This window comes from Sphingomonas segetis (assembly GCF_009720245.1).
In the GTDB taxonomy this organism is placed as follows: Bacteria; Pseudomonadota; Alphaproteobacteria; order Sphingomonadales; family Sphingomonadaceae; genus Sphingomicrobium; species Sphingomicrobium segetis.
Genome location: NZ_WJSQ01000017.1, coordinates 1 through 15,707, shown reverse-complemented (window position 1 = coordinate 15,707; position 15,707 = coordinate 1). Strand labels below are relative to the sequence as shown.

At 66.8% G+C, this 15,707-nt stretch carries 18 protein-coding genes and 1 tRNA gene; 4 read left to right on the top strand and 15 right to left on the bottom strand.

The window, feature by feature from the left end:
• Position 1: 1 nt before the first annotated feature.
• Genes GH737_RS03140 through ftsE form a run of 4 tightly spaced genes read right to left on the bottom strand, consistent with a single transcriptional unit; the run spans position 2 to position 2,809 of the window.
• Complete coding sequence (locus GH737_RS03140) at positions 2-703, bottom strand: lysophospholipid acyltransferase family protein (RefSeq protein ID WP_230558595.1); 702 nt, start codon at positions 701-703, stop codon at positions 2-4.
• A complete protein-coding gene (locus tag GH737_RS03135; protein WP_155263403.1) occupies positions 703-1,239 on the bottom strand; it encodes a YdcF family protein in 537 nt (178 codons plus the stop codon). The genes GH737_RS03140 and GH737_RS03135 overlap by 1 nt, the downstream gene beginning before the upstream one ends.
• Complete coding sequence (locus GH737_RS03130) at positions 1,236-2,108, bottom strand: cell division protein FtsX (protein WP_155263402.1); 873 nt, start codon at positions 2,106-2,108, stop codon at positions 1,236-1,238. Before GH737_RS03130 ends, GH737_RS03135 begins: the two co-directional genes overlap by 4 nt.
• On the bottom strand, positions 2,105-2,809 hold the full coding sequence (gene ftsE, locus GH737_RS03125) for a cell division ATP-binding protein FtsE (protein ID WP_155263418.1): 705 nt from the start codon (positions 2,807-2,809) through the stop codon (positions 2,105-2,107). Before ftsE ends, GH737_RS03130 begins: the two co-directional genes overlap by 4 nt.
• 104 nt (positions 2,810-2,913) lie before the next feature.
• Here ftsE and GH737_RS03120 point away from each other — a divergent pair, with 104 nt between their 5' ends.
• The gene (locus GH737_RS03120; protein WP_155263401.1) at positions 2,914-3,798 is read left to right on the top strand and encodes a zinc-ribbon domain-containing protein; all 885 of its coding nucleotides are present in this window, start codon (positions 2,914-2,916) and stop codon (positions 3,796-3,798) included.
• 1 nt (position 3,799) lies between these two features.
• Here GH737_RS03120 and GH737_RS03115 read toward each other — a convergent pair whose 3' ends face one another.
• Positions 3,800-4,027, bottom strand: a complete 228-nt coding sequence (locus GH737_RS03115; RefSeq protein ID WP_155263400.1) for a hypothetical protein — start codon at positions 4,025-4,027, stop codon at positions 3,800-3,802.
• A gap of 159 nt (positions 4,028-4,186) precedes the next feature.
• Between GH737_RS03115 and GH737_RS03110 the strand changes: the two genes are divergently transcribed.
• A tRNA-Leu gene (locus GH737_RS03110) sits at positions 4,187-4,273 on the top strand.
• Between the two features lie 69 nt (positions 4,274-4,342).
• Here GH737_RS03110 and GH737_RS03105 read toward each other — a convergent pair.
• The 5 genes from GH737_RS03105 to GH737_RS03085 all read right to left on the bottom strand — a co-directional run bounded on the left by GH737_RS03105 (position 4,343) and on the right by GH737_RS03085 (position 9,844).
• A complete protein-coding gene (locus tag GH737_RS03105) occupies positions 4,343-7,039 on the bottom strand; it encodes an MSCRAMM family protein (protein WP_155263399.1) in 2,697 nt (898 codons plus the stop codon).
• 29 nt (positions 7,040-7,068) lie between these two features.
• A complete protein-coding gene (locus GH737_RS03100) occupies positions 7,069-7,896 on the bottom strand; it encodes a fimbrial biogenesis chaperone (protein ID WP_230558594.1) in 828 nt (275 codons plus the stop codon).
• A 98-nt stretch (positions 7,897-7,994) separates the two neighbouring features.
• Positions 7,995-8,507 carry a DUF4402 domain-containing protein gene (locus tag GH737_RS03095; protein ID WP_155263398.1) on the bottom strand — a complete coding sequence of 171 codons (513 nt, stop codon included), beginning with the start codon at positions 8,505-8,507 and terminating at the stop codon, positions 7,995-7,997.
• Positions 8,508-8,658: 151 nt separating this feature from the next.
• Positions 8,659-9,147, bottom strand: a complete 489-nt coding sequence (locus GH737_RS03090; RefSeq protein ID WP_155263397.1) for a DUF4402 domain-containing protein — start codon at positions 9,145-9,147, stop codon at positions 8,659-8,661.
• A 172-nt stretch (positions 9,148-9,319) separates the two neighbouring features.
• Positions 9,320-9,844 carry a DUF4402 domain-containing protein gene (locus GH737_RS03085; protein WP_155263396.1) on the bottom strand — a complete coding sequence of 175 codons (525 nt, stop codon included), beginning with the start codon at positions 9,842-9,844 and terminating at the stop codon, positions 9,320-9,322.
• Positions 9,845-10,013: 169 nt separating this feature from the next.
• On the opposite strand from GH737_RS03085, the gene GH737_RS03080 reads away from it, so the two are divergent.
• Entirely contained in the window at positions 10,014-12,194 is a 2,181-nt protein-coding gene (locus GH737_RS03080; protein ID WP_155263395.1) for a transglycosylase domain-containing protein, read from the top strand.
• Here the strand turns inward: GH737_RS03080 and GH737_RS03075 are convergent.
• A complete protein-coding gene (locus tag GH737_RS03075) occupies positions 12,147-12,863 on the bottom strand; it encodes a M48 family metallopeptidase (protein ID WP_196232950.1) in 717 nt (238 codons plus the stop codon). The genes GH737_RS03080 and GH737_RS03075 overlap by 48 nt on opposite strands.
• Positions 12,841-13,278 (bottom strand): YcgN family cysteine cluster protein, encoded by a 438-nt coding sequence (locus GH737_RS03070; protein WP_155263393.1) that lies wholly within the window; start codon positions 13,276-13,278, stop codon positions 12,841-12,843. Before GH737_RS03070 ends, GH737_RS03075 begins: the two co-directional genes overlap by 23 nt.
• 64 nt (positions 13,279-13,342) lie before the next feature.
• Between GH737_RS03070 and GH737_RS03065 the strand changes: the two genes are divergently transcribed.
• Positions 13,343-13,930, top strand: coding sequence for an ankyrin repeat domain-containing protein (locus tag GH737_RS03065; RefSeq protein ID WP_155263392.1), 588 nt, complete (start codon positions 13,343-13,345; stop codon positions 13,928-13,930).
• Here the strand turns inward: GH737_RS03065 and GH737_RS03060 are convergent.
• The 3 genes from GH737_RS03060 to GH737_RS03050 form a co-directional block, all read right to left on the bottom strand.
• A complete protein-coding gene (locus tag GH737_RS03060; protein WP_155263391.1) occupies positions 13,923-14,408 on the bottom strand; it encodes an MmcB family DNA repair protein in 486 nt (161 codons plus the stop codon). The genes GH737_RS03065 and GH737_RS03060 overlap by 8 nt on opposite strands.
• An 85-nt stretch (positions 14,409-14,493) precedes the next feature.
• Positions 14,494-15,030: a cell wall hydrolase gene (locus GH737_RS03055; protein WP_230558593.1), complete on the bottom strand. Its 537-nt coding sequence runs from the start codon at positions 15,028-15,030 to the stop codon at positions 14,494-14,496.
• Positions 15,031-15,326: 296 nt separating this feature from the next.
• Positions 15,327-15,707: DUF1491 family protein (locus GH737_RS03050; protein ID WP_155263390.1), on the bottom strand; the 381-nt coding region annotated here is incomplete at its 5' end.

Below are 15,707 nucleotides of genomic sequence, written 5' to 3'. Positions count from 1 at the left end.
TCTAGGCGGTGGCCTGCCCCGCCGGCTCTAGCGCGTTGATTGCGGCGTGGACCCGCGCCTCGATCTCCTTGCGTGGCAGCCCGGCCGGGATCGTCTCTCCCACCTTGAATGTCACCGTGCCGCCGCGGTGGACAAGGCCGCGCCCCCACACCTTGCCGCTGTCCACCGCGACTGGCACGACCGGCAGTCCGAGCGCTCGATACAGGGCCGCGAAGCCCGACTTGAGCGGCGGCGTCTGGCCGACCGGGACGCGCGTCCCCTCGGGATAGATGATGACCCGCCGCCCGCTTGCAAGCGCGCGCTGCCCCTCTTCGACCAGTCGCCGCAGCGCCTTCGTGCCCGCCGAGCGCTCGACCGGGATGACGCCATAACGCCGCGTCATCAGGCCGAAGAGCGGCACGTTGCCCAGCTCCTTCTTCATGACAATGATCGGCGCATCTGCGAGGCGCACCATCTCCAGCGTTTCAAGCATCGACTGGTGCTTGACCGCGATCAGCGCCGGCTCCTGCGCGATGGCGCCTTCGACGCGCACGTCGATGCCGAGCACGTGCCGCATCAGCCAGTGATGCATGGCGACCCAGTTGAGCACGACCGCGAGCGTCGGCCGCCGTCCGAACAGGCTCGCGGCCAACCCAGTGACCACCCAAAGCAACGTCGCAGGATAGAATATCGCCGCGTAGAGCAGCGACTGCACCGCAGCCATCAGATGTCGGCCCACACAGCCAGGCGGCGGATTACATATTTATTGTACTCGCCGAACAAAGTGAGGAAGCTCGGCTCCGTCCGCACCGCATCGATCACCAGCTCGTACTTGCCGCCGAGCACCTTGCGGAACTCATAGCGTGCTCGGCGCATGTGCCAGTCGCTGGTGATCAGCCGCAGCGACCGGAAATGGTGCTTCGCAAGCCAGCGGTTCGCTTCCTCTGCATTCGATCGCGTGTCGACCGATTCGCTGCCGAGATCGACGCAGCACTTCATGCGGCTGGAGCTTCCGGGGATGGCGCGCGCAAGATCCTGCTTGGTCACCGCAGGGTCAGCGCCGGCAATCAGCAGGCGCTTCGCCTTGCCCGCGCGCAGCACGTCGATCCCGTGCTCGATGCGCCCGCTGCCGCCGGTCAGCACGACTGCCGCGTCGGTCGCCTGTGCCTTGGCGGGCGCCGGCCTTCCGAGCGTGAAGGCGAACAGCACGAAGCCAAGGGCGTAAGCGAGCAGGAGGAGGGAGACGATGCGCGAGATCATAATGTCCCGCGCAGTGCCGCGAGGACGGCCATCCGGGCAACCCATGTCGCGAGAATGGTGAGCGTGAACGGAAGCAGGACAAGGACGAGCAGGTCGATCGGGGGCAGGCTTGCGCCGCCCATGAGCTCGCCGGCGAACGAAGCGCCGCTGGCGAGGAGCAGAAGGACCAGCGCCCCGGCGACCGCGCCGGCGAGGCTGCCGACGAGGGCGTCGAGCGCAATCTTGCGCTGGAACAGATGGGTGACCTGGAGGTCGGTCGCGCCGACGCCATGCATCACCTCGATCGTGAACCGGTGCGTATCCAGGGCTCCGCGCGCGGCAAGGACGACAGCGGCGGCCGCGGCACCGCTGAGCAGGAGCACGAGGCCGAACGCCAGCCACTGCACCGAGCGCATCGACCGGAGAAGCGGCGCGACGCGATCGCGGTGCGCGCTGATCTGGGCCGCGGGCGCAATCGCCTGGACACGCTGGCGGATCGGGCGAAGGTCGGCGCCATGCCTGGTGTCGAAGTTCACCAACGCCGGGACCGGCAGGTCAGCGCTTTCCGCGGCGGGGCCTAGCCAGCGTTGAAGCGTCCGCCGCATCTCGCCTTGAGTGACGGCTTCGACCGCTGTGACCCCGGGCGCGGACTTCAGCGCCTGGGCGAGCGCGTCGAGGTTCTGCGCTCCGTTCGGCACGACCACCGCATAGCGCGCCTCGATCGCCTCGCCGAGCGCACCCGCGGTATTGGCAAGCGCGAGGCCCGTCGCGGCGATGATCATGATCGAAAAGCTCATGATCGCGATGACCCACGGCGTCGGACCGCGAAAGCGGCTGGTTCCGAGCAACCTCCGCTCCGCAGGCGAGGCGAACAGCCAGCCGAGCATCATCGGTGCCCCGGGGGAGGGTTGCGAAGAAGCCCGGTCGGATCGACGACGCTGCCGTTCTCGAGCCGGATCATCTGCGCCCCCGGCGTCGCCCGAATAAGGCCAATGTCGTGGGTGGCGACCACGATCGTCGTGCCAAGCCGGTTGAGCGCCGTGAACAGGTGGAGCAAGCGGTTCGCCATGTCGGCATCGACATTGCCAGTCGGCTCGTCGGCGACGAGCAGCTGGGGGCGGTTGATCACTGCGCGCGCGATCGCCACGCGTTGCTGTTCGCCGCCCGAGAGCGTCGCCGGACGAGCGCTGGCGCGGTCGGCGAGACCGACCCAGGCCAGCATTTCGCGCACCGGGCCTTCGACCTCCTCGTCGGTCGCCCCGGCGACGCGCAGCGGAAGCGCGACATTGTCGAACGCCGACAGGTGCCGGATCAGCCGGAAGTCCTGGAAGACGACGCCGATGCGCCGCCGGAACGGCGGCAATTCCTCGCGCGCGGCCTCGCTCAGCTCCTCGCCGAACAGGCGAATGCGCCCGCGCGTGGGACGCTGCGCGAGGTACAGCAATTTCAGGAGCGACGTCTTGCCTGCCCCGGATGGACCGGTCAGGAAGTAGAATCCGCCGTCGGCGAGCCGGAAGTCGAGATCGCGCAGCACTTCAGCGCCCGTGCCGTAGCGCAGGCCGACGCTGTCGAATTCGGCAATTGCTGGCAGCTTGCTTCCCTTCCCCACCGCTCGCTCAAGGCCTCCGCCTTGCCAAGCCTGATCCATTCCTGTTTACCGTGCCCTGACCGTCCCGGAAGAGGGCTTTTGACGCAATGATCCTCACCTGCCCCAGCTGCGGCACGCAATATGTGGTGAGGGACGGCGCGATCCCGCCCGGCGGGCGCCAGGTCCGCTGCGCCGCATGCAAGCACAGCTGGCATCAGGATCCGGAGGAGGGCGAGGCGGCGGAGGCTTCGGCCCGGCCGCAACCGGTCGAGGAGCCGATGGAGCAGCCGGCCGCGGCTCCCACGGACGATGACGAAAGCCTCGCGGAAGCCACGCTGATCGAGCCGCGCAGCGGGCCGGAAGCCGAAGAGCGGGCCTACGAGGAAGCGAGCGTCGATTTCGAGGAGGCCGCGGAGTCCGAGCCGGCCGCCGGCGAACTCGACGAATTGCCGGTGGCCGCCGACTCCGCCAGCGAGGCCGTGCTTCCGCCGGAAAGCGACTGGAGGGAGCCGCCGCAGGCCGAGGCGCAGCCCGACGAGTTCATGCCCTATCCGGCGCCCGACGAGACGGCTCCGCGCGAGCGCGGCCCGCTGCTGGCGATCCTGATCGTTATCCTGATCGTGATCGCGGCCGCCGCCGCCTTCTGGTTTCTCGCTCCGGCCGACCTCAAGGCCCGCCTCGGCCTCGCCGACGCCGGCACCAGCCCGCTTGCGCTGGTCACCACCCACATGGACCGGCAGCAGCTGGAAAGCGGCAACGAGCTGCTGACAGTCACCGGCCGCGTCATCAACCCGACGAGCAAGGAGCAGGCAGTGCCGCCGCTCCAGGCACAGCTCAAGACGCGGGCTGGCAAGATCGTCTACAGCTGGACGATCCCGCCGCCCGCGCGGTCGCTTGCGGCTGGGGCGAGCGCGCCGTTCAACAGCGCCGAGGTCAACGTCCCCCCCGGCGGGGACGAGCTGACGATCACGCTCGGCGCGCAGGCCGGCTGAGCTACTGGAATTCGATCAGACGGGCGGGCTGCTTGCCGTGCTCGGTCATCACCTTGCTGTCGTGAGCCGGCGGAGCGCCCGCATTGGTCGGCGAATCGAGCTTGAGCCGCACGCCCGAGACGATGCGCACGGTCGCGGTCGCCTGCGCGACGACCGGCGCCGGCCGGCGGTTCGACGGCTGTGGCGCTGCGATTGCGGCGGCGGCGGCGAGGAGAAGCATGGCGTACACGGTAACGCCCTGCGTTCATAAAGGTAAACGCCGCGGTAAGGATTGTTTCATTATGGACCGGATCGGCGCGCCCGCGGCGGCATTGCGCGGTGCAGGACGCTTTGCTAGGGGCCGCGCCTTGCCAGTGTCGGCTCGTCCAGGCCGGCCATTTCATGACGTGCGGTCGTGGCGGAACTGGTAGACGCGCAGCGTTGAGGTCGCTGTGGCCGAAAGGCCGTGGAAGTTCGAGTCTTCTCGACCGCACCAGCATTCAAACCAGTGCATTCCGAGGGAATGCACGCTTGAAAGCTCCAGGCCCCGAGGGGGCTGATCAGCTTAGCGGAGGGAAGGGGGCGCAGCCGCTGCTGCGGCCTGGGCGAGATGCGCCTGGGGCACCGCCTGGATCGTGCCCAGCCGAACCACCGCCTTGTCGGGGGTGATAACCAGCCGAACCCCGAGGTCAGCCGCGATTTTCGCCGCGGCCGCCGAGTCCGCGGCAACGCGGATCGTGTACGAGCCGTAAGCGACTCGCTCGAACAGGAAGAAGCCGTCGTAATCGGTGCGCGTCGCGGCCACGACCTTGCCGGCCGCGTCGACGAGCTCGAGGCCGACGCCCGCGAAGCCCATCCCGCCGCTCTTGACCAACGCGCCCTCGACGTCGCCGCCGCCGACCAGCCCGATCTGGACCTCCGCCGGGACGCCCGGGCGCGGCACGACGACCTGGAGCGCCTTCTTCGGCACCAGCATCGGGTCGGCAAGGCTGCTGACATCGATGCCGACGGTGACCGGCTGGTACGGCGTCAGCCCGGCGATGAAAGTCGTGCCCCTGGCATTCGTCGGCTTCTCGGCCTGCTGCATGCCCGTGGTGACGACGGCATCCTTTTCGAACGGCTCGCCGCCGTCGCGCACGCCGTTGTCGTTGAGGTCACGGTAGACGAGCGCCCGGACTTCGCCGGCCTGGGCGATCGGCTGGCGCGACGGCGCGAACCCGTGGCTCGAATCGAGCGAGAAGTTGAGGTTCACGCCGAACGCGACCGAGCCGTCGCTCGCCGCTTCTCCGGTGAGCGCGACGGCGAGGCTGCTGAGACGACGGATGTACGAAAGCTTTGCGCGGACCCGATGAGCGGTCGTTTCGTAGGCGAGATCCCCGTTCAGATCGACATTGTCGCTCATCGACCAATAGGCCTCGAGCTCAGCGGCACGCAGTCGCGGCGAAGGTGAAACGTCGAAACTCGTGGCGCCGCGAACGCGGACGTCGCCGAGCCGGCCGCTGCCGATAAGGTCGAATGTGGTCTGCGGCGGCGCATGCTCCCCCGACGACAGGAACTGCTTGCGGTAATGGACCGCGGTCGCAAGATTGAACCGCTCAAAATTTGCGGAAAGCCGCGCGGCGGCGTCGAGCTGTCTCGTGCCGTTGCGGTTTGTGAGGTGGACGTCGGCATGCGCCGGAAGCACGGTCCGGCCGAGCTTGAGCGGAGCGTCGAGCGACAGCGAATAGTCGCGCAGGTCGCGCGCCTCGCCGCCATTCAAATGAAAATCATTTGCAACAAGAGCCTCGGCGTTGACGTTCATGGGGCCGATCTTGCCCAGCAACTGTGCGCGGGCGGCGGTGCCGCCGTTCGACTCGCGCGAACCGCCGACCTCGATCATGGCGAGCCCGACCGATCGTCGGACGGAGCCTTCGACGAAGGTGACGCGCTGGTCGTCGATGAGCATCGCGCGCGCCAGCGCGGCGACCGACGTGCGTGTGTCGATGCCGTGCTCGAGCGCGACCGTCGCTTGGGCCCTTGGGAGTTTGGAGCCGCCCGGAGGCTTGTGCAGCGTGAAGATGTCGCGTCCGGGCTCGTTGAACCCTGCCCAATACCAGGTCTTGCCGGGCGGCGCGTTGTCCTGGCCGACGTTGATCAGTTCGTCGCGCTGGCGGATCTGCCCCTGCGGCCCGTAAAGCACAATCCTGATCCTGTTCTCTCCATAGAGAAGCTGAACATTGTCAAAGACATAGCGCTGGTCTGAAGTCGGCCTGGCAAAGCCGAGCAATTCCTCGTTCCGGTACAGCTCGGCTTCCCAGCCGGCAGGCATGTCGCCCTCGAAATGGGTTCGGTCGAATGCGGTCTGCATGGTCAGCGGCCGGTTGGTGATCACGCCGCCGCGGCCATAGGCGGTTGCCCCCGTCAGCCTGCTGTCGAAGCCTTCGACGTCGCCGAGGCCGAAATGGGTCGCCCTTGCGGGCCCGAGCAGGCGCGAGTCCGGATCCGAGCGATAGGCGCGGAGCCGGACATTCGCCGGCATGCCCTTCTGATTGGTGGTGACCTGCGCGTCGTACGACAAATGCGCAATTTCGCCCGCGGCATAGATGGAAGACTGGCGGTCGACGCGCATGCCGTCGCTCGCCCGGTAGGTGACTCCGGCGCTCACCACGAAATCGAGGGCGGGCGCCCGCCACATGCGATAGGGGATGCGGACATGCGGCAGGCCCGCGAGGTCGAACTTCGCGGGCTTGATCCGCGCCGCCCGGGCTTCCCGCTCCTTCGCCAGCTCGACTGGGAGCTTGGCCTCGGACTGCAGCAGCAGGACCGAGCCGGTGGTGACGGCATTGACGCCGATCCCGAACCACCGCGACAAAGCGGTGGCCTGGATGCACCAGCCCTCGGGAGTTTCGCGGATCGTCCCCGGCGCAATCGGCTCGCTTTTGCTGCCGTAGCTGGCGATCTGGCCGGCATAATCGATCGAAATCTTGTAGCTTTCCCTGAACGCCCAACCGCTCGCCTTCTTCGCGGAGAGGTCGATGCGCATCGGCACGTCGAGCGTCGTCAAGAAGTCGCCTAAGACGACACATGTCCCCTCGGGCGTGTTGTAGGCGCGTACCCCGTCGCCGAGCACGAGCTGGCGAATGCGGACATCGAGCAGGAATTGCTCTTCGGGGTTCGCCTTCCATGTCTGGGCGGGCGAGGCTGGCGCGGATGCGCCGACGCCGCCGGCGCAGAGCGCCAGCAGCATCGCCGCCTTGTGCAGCCAGGTGCGGCCGCCAAACACGTTGGAGCCCTTTGCGCCTGCCCTGCGCCCTACCTCAGGACCGCCTGAGTTTCGGCGAGCTTCTCTTTGCCGTCGTGGAAGGTTTCGACATACTGGACCGTGACCGGTCCAACGAGCTCGCCCTTGTACGCGTCGTCGACCGGAATCTCGACGTGGCGGCTGCCGAGCTCGGTATAGACCGCCACGGCTTTCTGGATCGCAATCGGGTCCTTGACCCCCGGCTTCGTCACCAGCACCTCGCCAAAAGTCGAACGCGGGCCGGAGCGGCTGAGGTCGAGCGCAATGGCCGGCTTGCCATTCTTCTTTTCGAGCTCGACGTTGGAGATTGCGGCGGTCGCCTGAAGGTTGCCGAGACGGACGATAACCGGGATCGTCACGCCGTAGACAGGAATGAGCTGGAGGCGCAGGCCTCTGCCGACCTCGTCGCCGCTCGCCGTCACCGGCCTCGTCGGGGGAATCGCGCGGAACAGCAAATGCACGCGATATTCGCCGTCAGGCAGGTTCTGCGGCGGCCGCGCCGCGATTCGGATCGATTGCGGCTCATGCGGTGCGAGCGTCACCCGGCGCGGAGCATAGACGATCATGTCGGCCGCGGCCTTTTCCGCGGCGGTCGGCTCGGCCACCTCTTCCAAATTGCCATCCGCGGTCATGTGCCGGAACTCGACCGAGATACGGTAGGTGGCCGGCGCGTCGCCGATATTGTTGAGCACGATCTCCGTGCCTTTGCGGCCGTCGAGAATGATGCGGGTCGGCGCCACCAGCAGGTCCCCGACGCCCGCCTGTGCAGGCACGGGCGCCCCCCCGATCATCGCGGCGGCGAGCACGGCCGGCGCCATCTTCCTGGTCAATGCAAACATGCGGCGATCCCCCACTTTGCTCCGTTACGGAGTTGGTCGCCTTCGTCTTTGCTCCGGAATGGTTGATTTTCGGTCAACCATGACTGGAAAGTGCGGCGTCACTGGTATTCGACGGTGACGTCCATCGTTCCGGTGTAGTCGCCGTCCGCGGTGCTCGAGCTCAGTGTGATCGAGCCGCCGACATCGAATTCCACGCCGGGCTGCCCCGAAGAAGTCAGAGTTATGCTGTCCGGCTTGTCGACGACCATCGTCAGGGTCTGGCTCGGATCGGCCTGATTGGTCAGCGTGACGTCCGGCGCGCTGACCAGCACCACCTGCTTGTTCGTTCCGGTGACCCTGTAGCGCGCGACCTGGGTCGCGCCGCTGCAGACGATGTTCGCATTGCCGCAGTTCAACACGCCCGCCTGCGAAATGCCAACGGTGACGCCCGACCAAGTGCCGCCGCTGAGCGTGATCGTGCCGAGATCCAAGTTCTGGAGCGATGTCAATGTCAACGGCTTGACGACCGTGACCTTGACGTTCGCGCTCTGAGTCACCGCGCCGACGGGCGCGGAAACGGCCGCACCGCAGGTGCACAAGAGCAGCAGCAATCGTCGGGTGTGGCGGGTCATCGCGCGCTTTCAGATGTCGCAAGCGACCCCCTTTTCGTCCGGATTGGTTGATTTTCCGTCAACCATCGCCGTCAACCGCCCATGAAAAAGGGGCCGCCGGAACCCGGCGACCCCTTGTCGAGCCAGCGGCAATGCCGCGGACGTCGGTCCATTACAGATAGTTGGCGGTCACGTCGAAGGTGTTCGAGTAGACACCATCGACCGTACCGGCCGGGATCGTCAGCTTGCCGCCGATGGCGAAGCTGGCGTTCCCAGTGCCGTCGAGCGTCGGGTCAACCGGCTTGTCGGTGCTCATGTCGACGTCCAGCGTGCCGCTGACCGAGCCACTGAGGGTCACGGAGTCCGGAATGGTGAGGACGACGTTCTGGTCAGGCGTACCGGTGACGGTGAATGCGGCAGCGCCGAAGGTGCCCGAGCAGGTCAGGCCTGCGCAATCGCGCGCGCCGGTTCCGTCAACATGGACGACTTGACCGGCGAATGGGCCGACGACCGTCCCGAAGTTGAGGTCGGCCGTCTTGGTCAGCGACAGCGGCGACACGATGTTCACCGTCGCGTTCGCCGACGCGGTGTTGGCCGCGAAGGCCGGAGTACTGAGTGCCAGGGCGGCGAGCGCGCCGGCGGAGATCAGGAGCTTCTTCATTATATTTCCCCACTGGTTCAAAGGTCCGGCTGCCCCGACGCAAGTCCGGCCATCCGTGGCTCCCCAATTAACCTTGCCCGCTTACGGCTTCCCTCAAGGGAATGGTAAACGGCGCCTTAGTCTTCGTTTCGGAATGGATACGATATCTGCCGAGGTGGGCAGAAGCCCTCGTTCACTGATATTCGACGGTGACCGGCATGTCCCCGCGATAGTCTCCGTCGGCGTCGCCCGTGACCCGCACGCGGCCGCCGAAGCGGAAGGTCAGGTTGCCCGCCGAATCGAGCTGCGGAAGCGACGGCAGGTCGCTGACGATGTCGTCGAGCGTGATCCGGCCGCCCCCGATCGAATAGAGATCGACGCGGTGGGGCAACTCGACCCTGACGGTGCGCCCTGGAACCCCGTGCACCACCGCGGTCCCGACCATCGCGCGCGGGCTGATGCTGGCGAGCGCCCCTTCCGCAGCGTTCGACCCGTCGGGCCGGATCACTGCCGTTCCCTGTCCGGTACCCGAAAGGACCAGGCGGTCGAAGTTGAGGCTCGTCTCGATCTCGAGCTGGATCGCATCGTCGCCGGTCGCTCGCGACATTGTCGTCGTCGGAGCCGTGCACAAGCGGCACTGCCCGCCCGCCGGCGATGCGCCGGCAGCGGCCGCGGCGACTGCCGCGAGCACCAGGGCACGAAGGTTGGAACCGCCCATCTCCCACGACCTACCCGCCGACTGGCTAAGACAGGGTTAATCGGCGGCTAACCTTGTCTTGCGCAGGTGCCTTGCCGGCGCCGGCAAGCAGCCGGGGCATGTGATCGAGGAGCGCCGAACTGCACGCCTATTGTCGCGCGAACCGCAGCTTTCTATCCCCACGCACTGAATGGCCCGCAAGCGCTCCGAATTCGGCTCCCGAAGGGCATCGACGTTGATCGGCATAGTGAAGGGCCTTGCCTATGCCGCGGTGCTCGGCCTGCTGGCGCTGGTGGTTGCGGTGGCCGTCGCGACGGCCTACCTGCCGAGCTACGGCCAGCTGACGAAGAGATCCGACCTCGGCCAGATGATCCGGGTCCGCGCCGCCAACGGGCAGGTGCTGCTGTCGCTCGGCCCGAGCTTTGGCCGCTGGCTTCCGTACGAGCAAATCCCGCCGGAAATGCGCGCGGCGATCATCTCCACCGAAGACCGCCGCTTCCGCAGCCATATCGGCGTCGACCCGATCGGCATCGCCCGCGCCCTCGGCTCGGCGGTCATCAAGAACCACCAGATTCGCGCGACCTCGACCATCACACAGCAGCTCGCGCGCAACATCTTCCTTACCAACAACCGAAGCATCGTTCGCAAGGTCAAGGAAGCGATCCTCGCGCTCGCGCTCGAGCGAAAGTTCAGCAAGGACCAGATCCTCGAGCTCTACCTGAACCGCGTCTACTTCGGCGGCGGGGCCTACGGCATCGACGCCGCTTCGCGCACCTTCTTCGGCCACAGCGCCGACCATTTGAGCCTCGGCGAAGCCGCGATCATCGCCGGTCTGGTCAAGGCTCCGTCCAACTATTCGCCGACCGCCGATGTCGAGGCGGCAAGGAATCGCTCCGACGTGGTCCTCCAGACCATGGTCAGGAACGGCTTCATCACCGCCGATGCGGCAGCGAGCATCGACCCCGCGAAAATCCGCATCCAGCAGACCAGCGGCAACAACAGCGTCCGCTACTTCACCGACTGGGCGCTGCCCCAGCTCGAGACCCTGATCGACGAGACGACCGAGCCGATCGACGTCTGGACCACGCTCAACCCGTCGATGCAGGTCGCGGCCGACAAGGCGGTACGCGCCAACGCGCCCGACGGGGCGCAAGGGGCGCTGGTCGCGCTCGACCGTGACGGCGCCGTGCGCGCGATGATCGGCGGCAAGGACTATGTGAACTCCATATACAACCGGGCGACTCAGGCCGAGCGGCAGCCGGGCTCGGCGTTCAAGCTGTTCGTCTATCTCTCCGCGCTCGAATCGGGGATGAAGCCGACCGACATCATCGTCGACGAGCCGGTCACCATCGACGGCTGGAGCCCGCGCAACGCCAATCGCACCAACCTTGGTCCGGTGACCCTGCGCGAGGCCTTCTCGCGCTCGATCAACACGATCAGCGCCAAGATCGGCGCGCAGGTCGGCTTCGCGACGATTGCCGACATGGCCCGGCGCTTCGGGATCACGACGTCGATTTCCACCTATCCCTCGATGGTGCTCGGCTCGAGCGACGTGCGGCTGATTGAAATGACCCAGGCATTCGCCTCGGTCGCGAACAACGGCGTTCTCGTGCGGCCCTACGGAATCCGCCGCGTCGTCACCGCCGACGGGCGGCTGCTGTACCAGCACGAGTCGGACGAAGGGCGGGTGCTCGTCGCGCCATGGGTCGCGGCCGAGATGACCGACCTGCTTCAGTCGGCGGTGCTGTCGGGCACCGGCCGCGCCGCGCAGATCGGGCGGCCAGTCGCCGGCAAGACCGGCACCACCAGCTCCAACAAGGACGGCTGGTTCATCGGTTTCTCGAGCGGCCTCACGGCAGGGGTGTGGATGGGGCGCGACGATGCCAAGCGCGTTGCCGGCCTCGCCGGCGGGAGCGCGCCGGCGAGGGCATTCCACGATTTCATGAGCGTGGCGGTGGCGAATCGACCGGTCGAGCAGTTCGAGACGCAAGTGCCGCTCCCCGATTGGCAGCTGACCCCCGAAGAGGAGGTGTACGGCGACCAGGTGATCGACATCAACGAGGTCGGCCCGATGGTCGACGAGAACGGAATGCCGATCCTGAACCCGCCGCCGTTCGACCAGAACTACCCCCAGCAGCAGCCGATGGTTCAGCCCGACGGTAGCGGCGCGCCGACTCAGCAGGAGCTGGACCGGGCCTTCCCGCCGCAGCAACCGGGCGTCAGGAGAGCTCCTCCCTATCCGCCGCAACCGCAGCCGCGCCCGCCCCAACCGCGGCAGCAACCCTATCCGATGCAGCCGCAGCCCCAGCAGCAACCGCCGCGATCAACCCCCCCGGCCGATCCGTCGGAGCCGCGGCCCTATCCGGCGTAGCGCCGCCTTCGCGACGGATATGCCCGGGCCGTAAAGCCGCGCCTCGAGCGCCTTGAATTCCGAGCCATGGTTGAGGTGGACGACGTGCGCGACCTCATGCGCGGCGACGTAGCGGCGCACTTCCTGCGGGGCGAGGATCAGCCGCCAGCTCATCCGGATTCGTCCCTGCGACGAGCAGCTCCCCCAGCGTGTGGCCGCGTCGCCAATCGCGACCGAACGGGCGGTCACACCGGCAGCGGCCGCGAACTCGGCGATGTCGCGGGAGATCGTATCGCGCGCGCGCTTCTTCAGGAACGCTTCGACCCGCCGCGCGAGACCGGCCTCTGGCCCGCCGCAGCGCAGCTCCCCGGTGGACAGCACGGGCATCCGCGGCCACTCCTCACGCCACACGAGGCGCACGTCGGCGCCCTCGATCGGGATCATCGCTCCGGGAAGGAACGGCTCGCCCGGCTCGGCCCTTGCCAGCTGCACATCGATCCAATCGCGCTGATCCAGTGCCCAGGCGAGCGCCGCGCGGCGGCTCGTGTGCCATGGGCATGTCAGCTTGAGCGTCCCGGCCGCGTCGTCGAACCGCAGCCGCAGCCGCCGCGCGCTTTTCAGCCGGCGGATTTCGATGGGGAGCGGGAGCGCTGCTTCGAGCGCAGCTTCAGAGCGGGCGCTCGACCACATGGTATTCGAGCTCGCCGGCATCCTCCTCGCTGATCGTCCAGCCCCGGGTCGACTGGCCGGCTTCGTGCACCGTCTCGCGGCTGCCGGAGATCAGATAATGCCATTCGGGCAGCGGCTCGCCGGCCGCGCGCAGGCGATAGGCGCAAGTTTCCGGAAGCCAGTCGAAGGCTCCCAGATTGGTGCGATCGAGCTTCACGCAATCGGAAACCCGCTTCATCCGGTTCTTGTAGTCGAGGCAGCGGCCGTTGCGGCGGTCGAGCAGCTTGCACGCGACATTCGTCGCGTAGAGCATGCCCGTTTCCTCGTCCTCGAGCTTGTGCACGCAGCAGCGCCCGCAGCCGTCGCACAGCGCTTCCCATTCGCCGCGGTCGAGCGAGGCGAGCGGCTTTTCCCAGAAAGGAATGGCACTGTTCATGACAAGTCGAGCCTTGCTCTGCTAATCGGCGGCGATCAAGCGGGGAATCCTTGGGGCTAAGTCCATGAAGTCGTTCAGAATCGCTTTCGTCACCGCACTGCTTGCGCTCGCCGCGACGCCCGCCGTCGCGCAATATTACGGAACCGACGGCGAACAATTTGTCGAAGCGGTGCAGAAGCGCGACGGCAACAAGGCGACGGAGCTCCTCGCGAACCATCCGACGATCATCGATACCAAGGATTCGAAAGGCGACACCGGGCTCATCGTCTCGATAAGGGATTCGGACAGCGATTGGGCCGCATTCCTGCTCAACAAGGGCGCCGATCCCAATGCGCAGGGTTCCAACGGCGACACGCCGCTGATTACCGCTGCAAAGGTCAGCTTCACCGAAGCTGCCGCGTGGCTGCTGCAAATGGGCGCCGAAGTGGACGAGACCAACAGGGCCGGAGAAACCGCGCTGATCATCGCCGTGCAGCAGCGCAACGCGCGCATGGTGAAGGCCCTGCTCGACGCCGGCGCCGATCCCGACCGGACCGACAATGTGGCGGGCTATTCGGCGCGCGACTATGCCAACCGCGACCAGCGCGCGCGCGACATCCGCCAGCTGATCGACGACAAGAAGCCGAAGACGGCGGCGGCCGCCGCTAAGTAAAATCGCCGAGCGAAGGGTCGATTTGCGCGGCAAGCCGACGTGCGGCGCGCCGGGCAAAGCGAAGCAGCTCGGCCTTGCGCCGCGCGGGCGCGAGGGGCCGGTACGCGGCCTGGCGGACAACCGCCGCGTCATAGCGATCGGCAACGATCAGCCCCGCATCGCCGGGGAGGTAGCGCTCCTCCTCGAGAATTCCCGCGAGATGCGGCGGGACGGCCCAGAAAAACCGGTCGCAATAGCCGAGATAATCGGTCCACTTGCCGTCACCGACGAGGTCCGCCTTCGCGACCTTGATCTCGACGATCGTCAGCTCTCCCTTTGCGTCGATCGCCATCAGATCGGCGCGGCGACCGTTCTGGAGCGGCATTTCGCATATCGCGAACAGATCCTGCCTGCAGAACAGTCGAGTCACGCCGCGCGCGACGTGCGCTGCAAGCGGCGGCGCGTCGGTAAAGCAAAGGGACTCGGGCCGGGTCGCCATCGGCCGCTAGTAGAACATAGCGGCAACAAAAGGAAAGGCGGGCGAGACCAGCTCGCCCGCCGCCCGCCCGCGTCCTTGAACGATCCTAGCGGAAGAAGACGTGGTTGCCGATGGAGGCGACGCGCTTCAGGCGCCAGCCCGGCGAAACATAGCGCGCGTGGAAGAAGAGCGCGTCACCGACCACCGAATCCTTGAGGCCTTTGTCGACGATCTTCGCAATTGCGACCGCCGTGTGCCACTGCTTCTTGCTGTGCGAAACATGCGGCAGCGAGCGCCCGTGAACGAAAGAGAATTGCCCCCGCTGGAACAGCACGCCGCAATAGGTCGAGGGGAATCGGCCGCCGCTGTCGGCTCGATTTGCGATCACCTGGCCGACTGCGAGCTGCCCCTTGAGCGGCTCACCTTTCGACTCGAAATAAATGCCCGTAGCGAGGCACTCGAGCTCGCGGCTGCCCGGGTCCGGGCTGCGTAGCTCGGCAACCATCGAGGCGAGGTCCATCGATGGATCGATAGCCGCTTCGTCGCCCTGCTCTTCTACCGCGCTATCGGGCGTGATCTCGTCGGGCTGCGCGAGTTGCGGCTGCCCGTCGGGATCGAGAAGATCGGGGACCGATGGCCTCACCAGCGTCGCGTTTGCGACGGCGACGAGCGTGTCACCCGTAGGTCCAGCCTGGGCCGGCGCAATCGTCGTAACCGTGAGCGCAGCACAAAACAGCAGCGCCGTTCGAAAAGAAGCCAAAAGTGTCGCCGTAAAACGTGCGGTGAATCAACGAAAGTCAGGCGCTTATTACTTGCGAATACTACCGCTTGCGTCTGCCGTGATTCCCCGTCTCGCGTGGCATTCTCGGAATTTGGCCCCGAGAGAATGCCCCCCGCTCTTGTTGTTGTCTGCAGGTTTTTCACCGCCGCGGCGCACGGTCAACCCAAAGCGGTCGTTTCAGCGATGAATCGTTCCGGCTCTGCGATATCCAGTTCGATTGCCCAAAGGTCGTCGTCGAAGCGTGCTCGTTTGGCGACGAATTCAGCAATGTCGGCGGAACTCGCCGACTCGGGGGGCCCAGCGGCCTGCCATTGATAGGTTCCGTCCAGGCTCAACACGCGTTCGATGCACGTGACATGCCGGCCGCGGCTAGCGACCAGCACGAGTAGCGAACCGCGATCCGGATCGCCCTTTTTCACGATTGCCGCGAAGTCTCCAGAGCTAGCGGCGCGCCGCAGGATCGCGGCGACCTCGAGGCTCGCCGGGAGCCGCCCGCTCAGGCGGCGTCCCGCTCGTCCGCGCCGATCAGCACCGCCGCA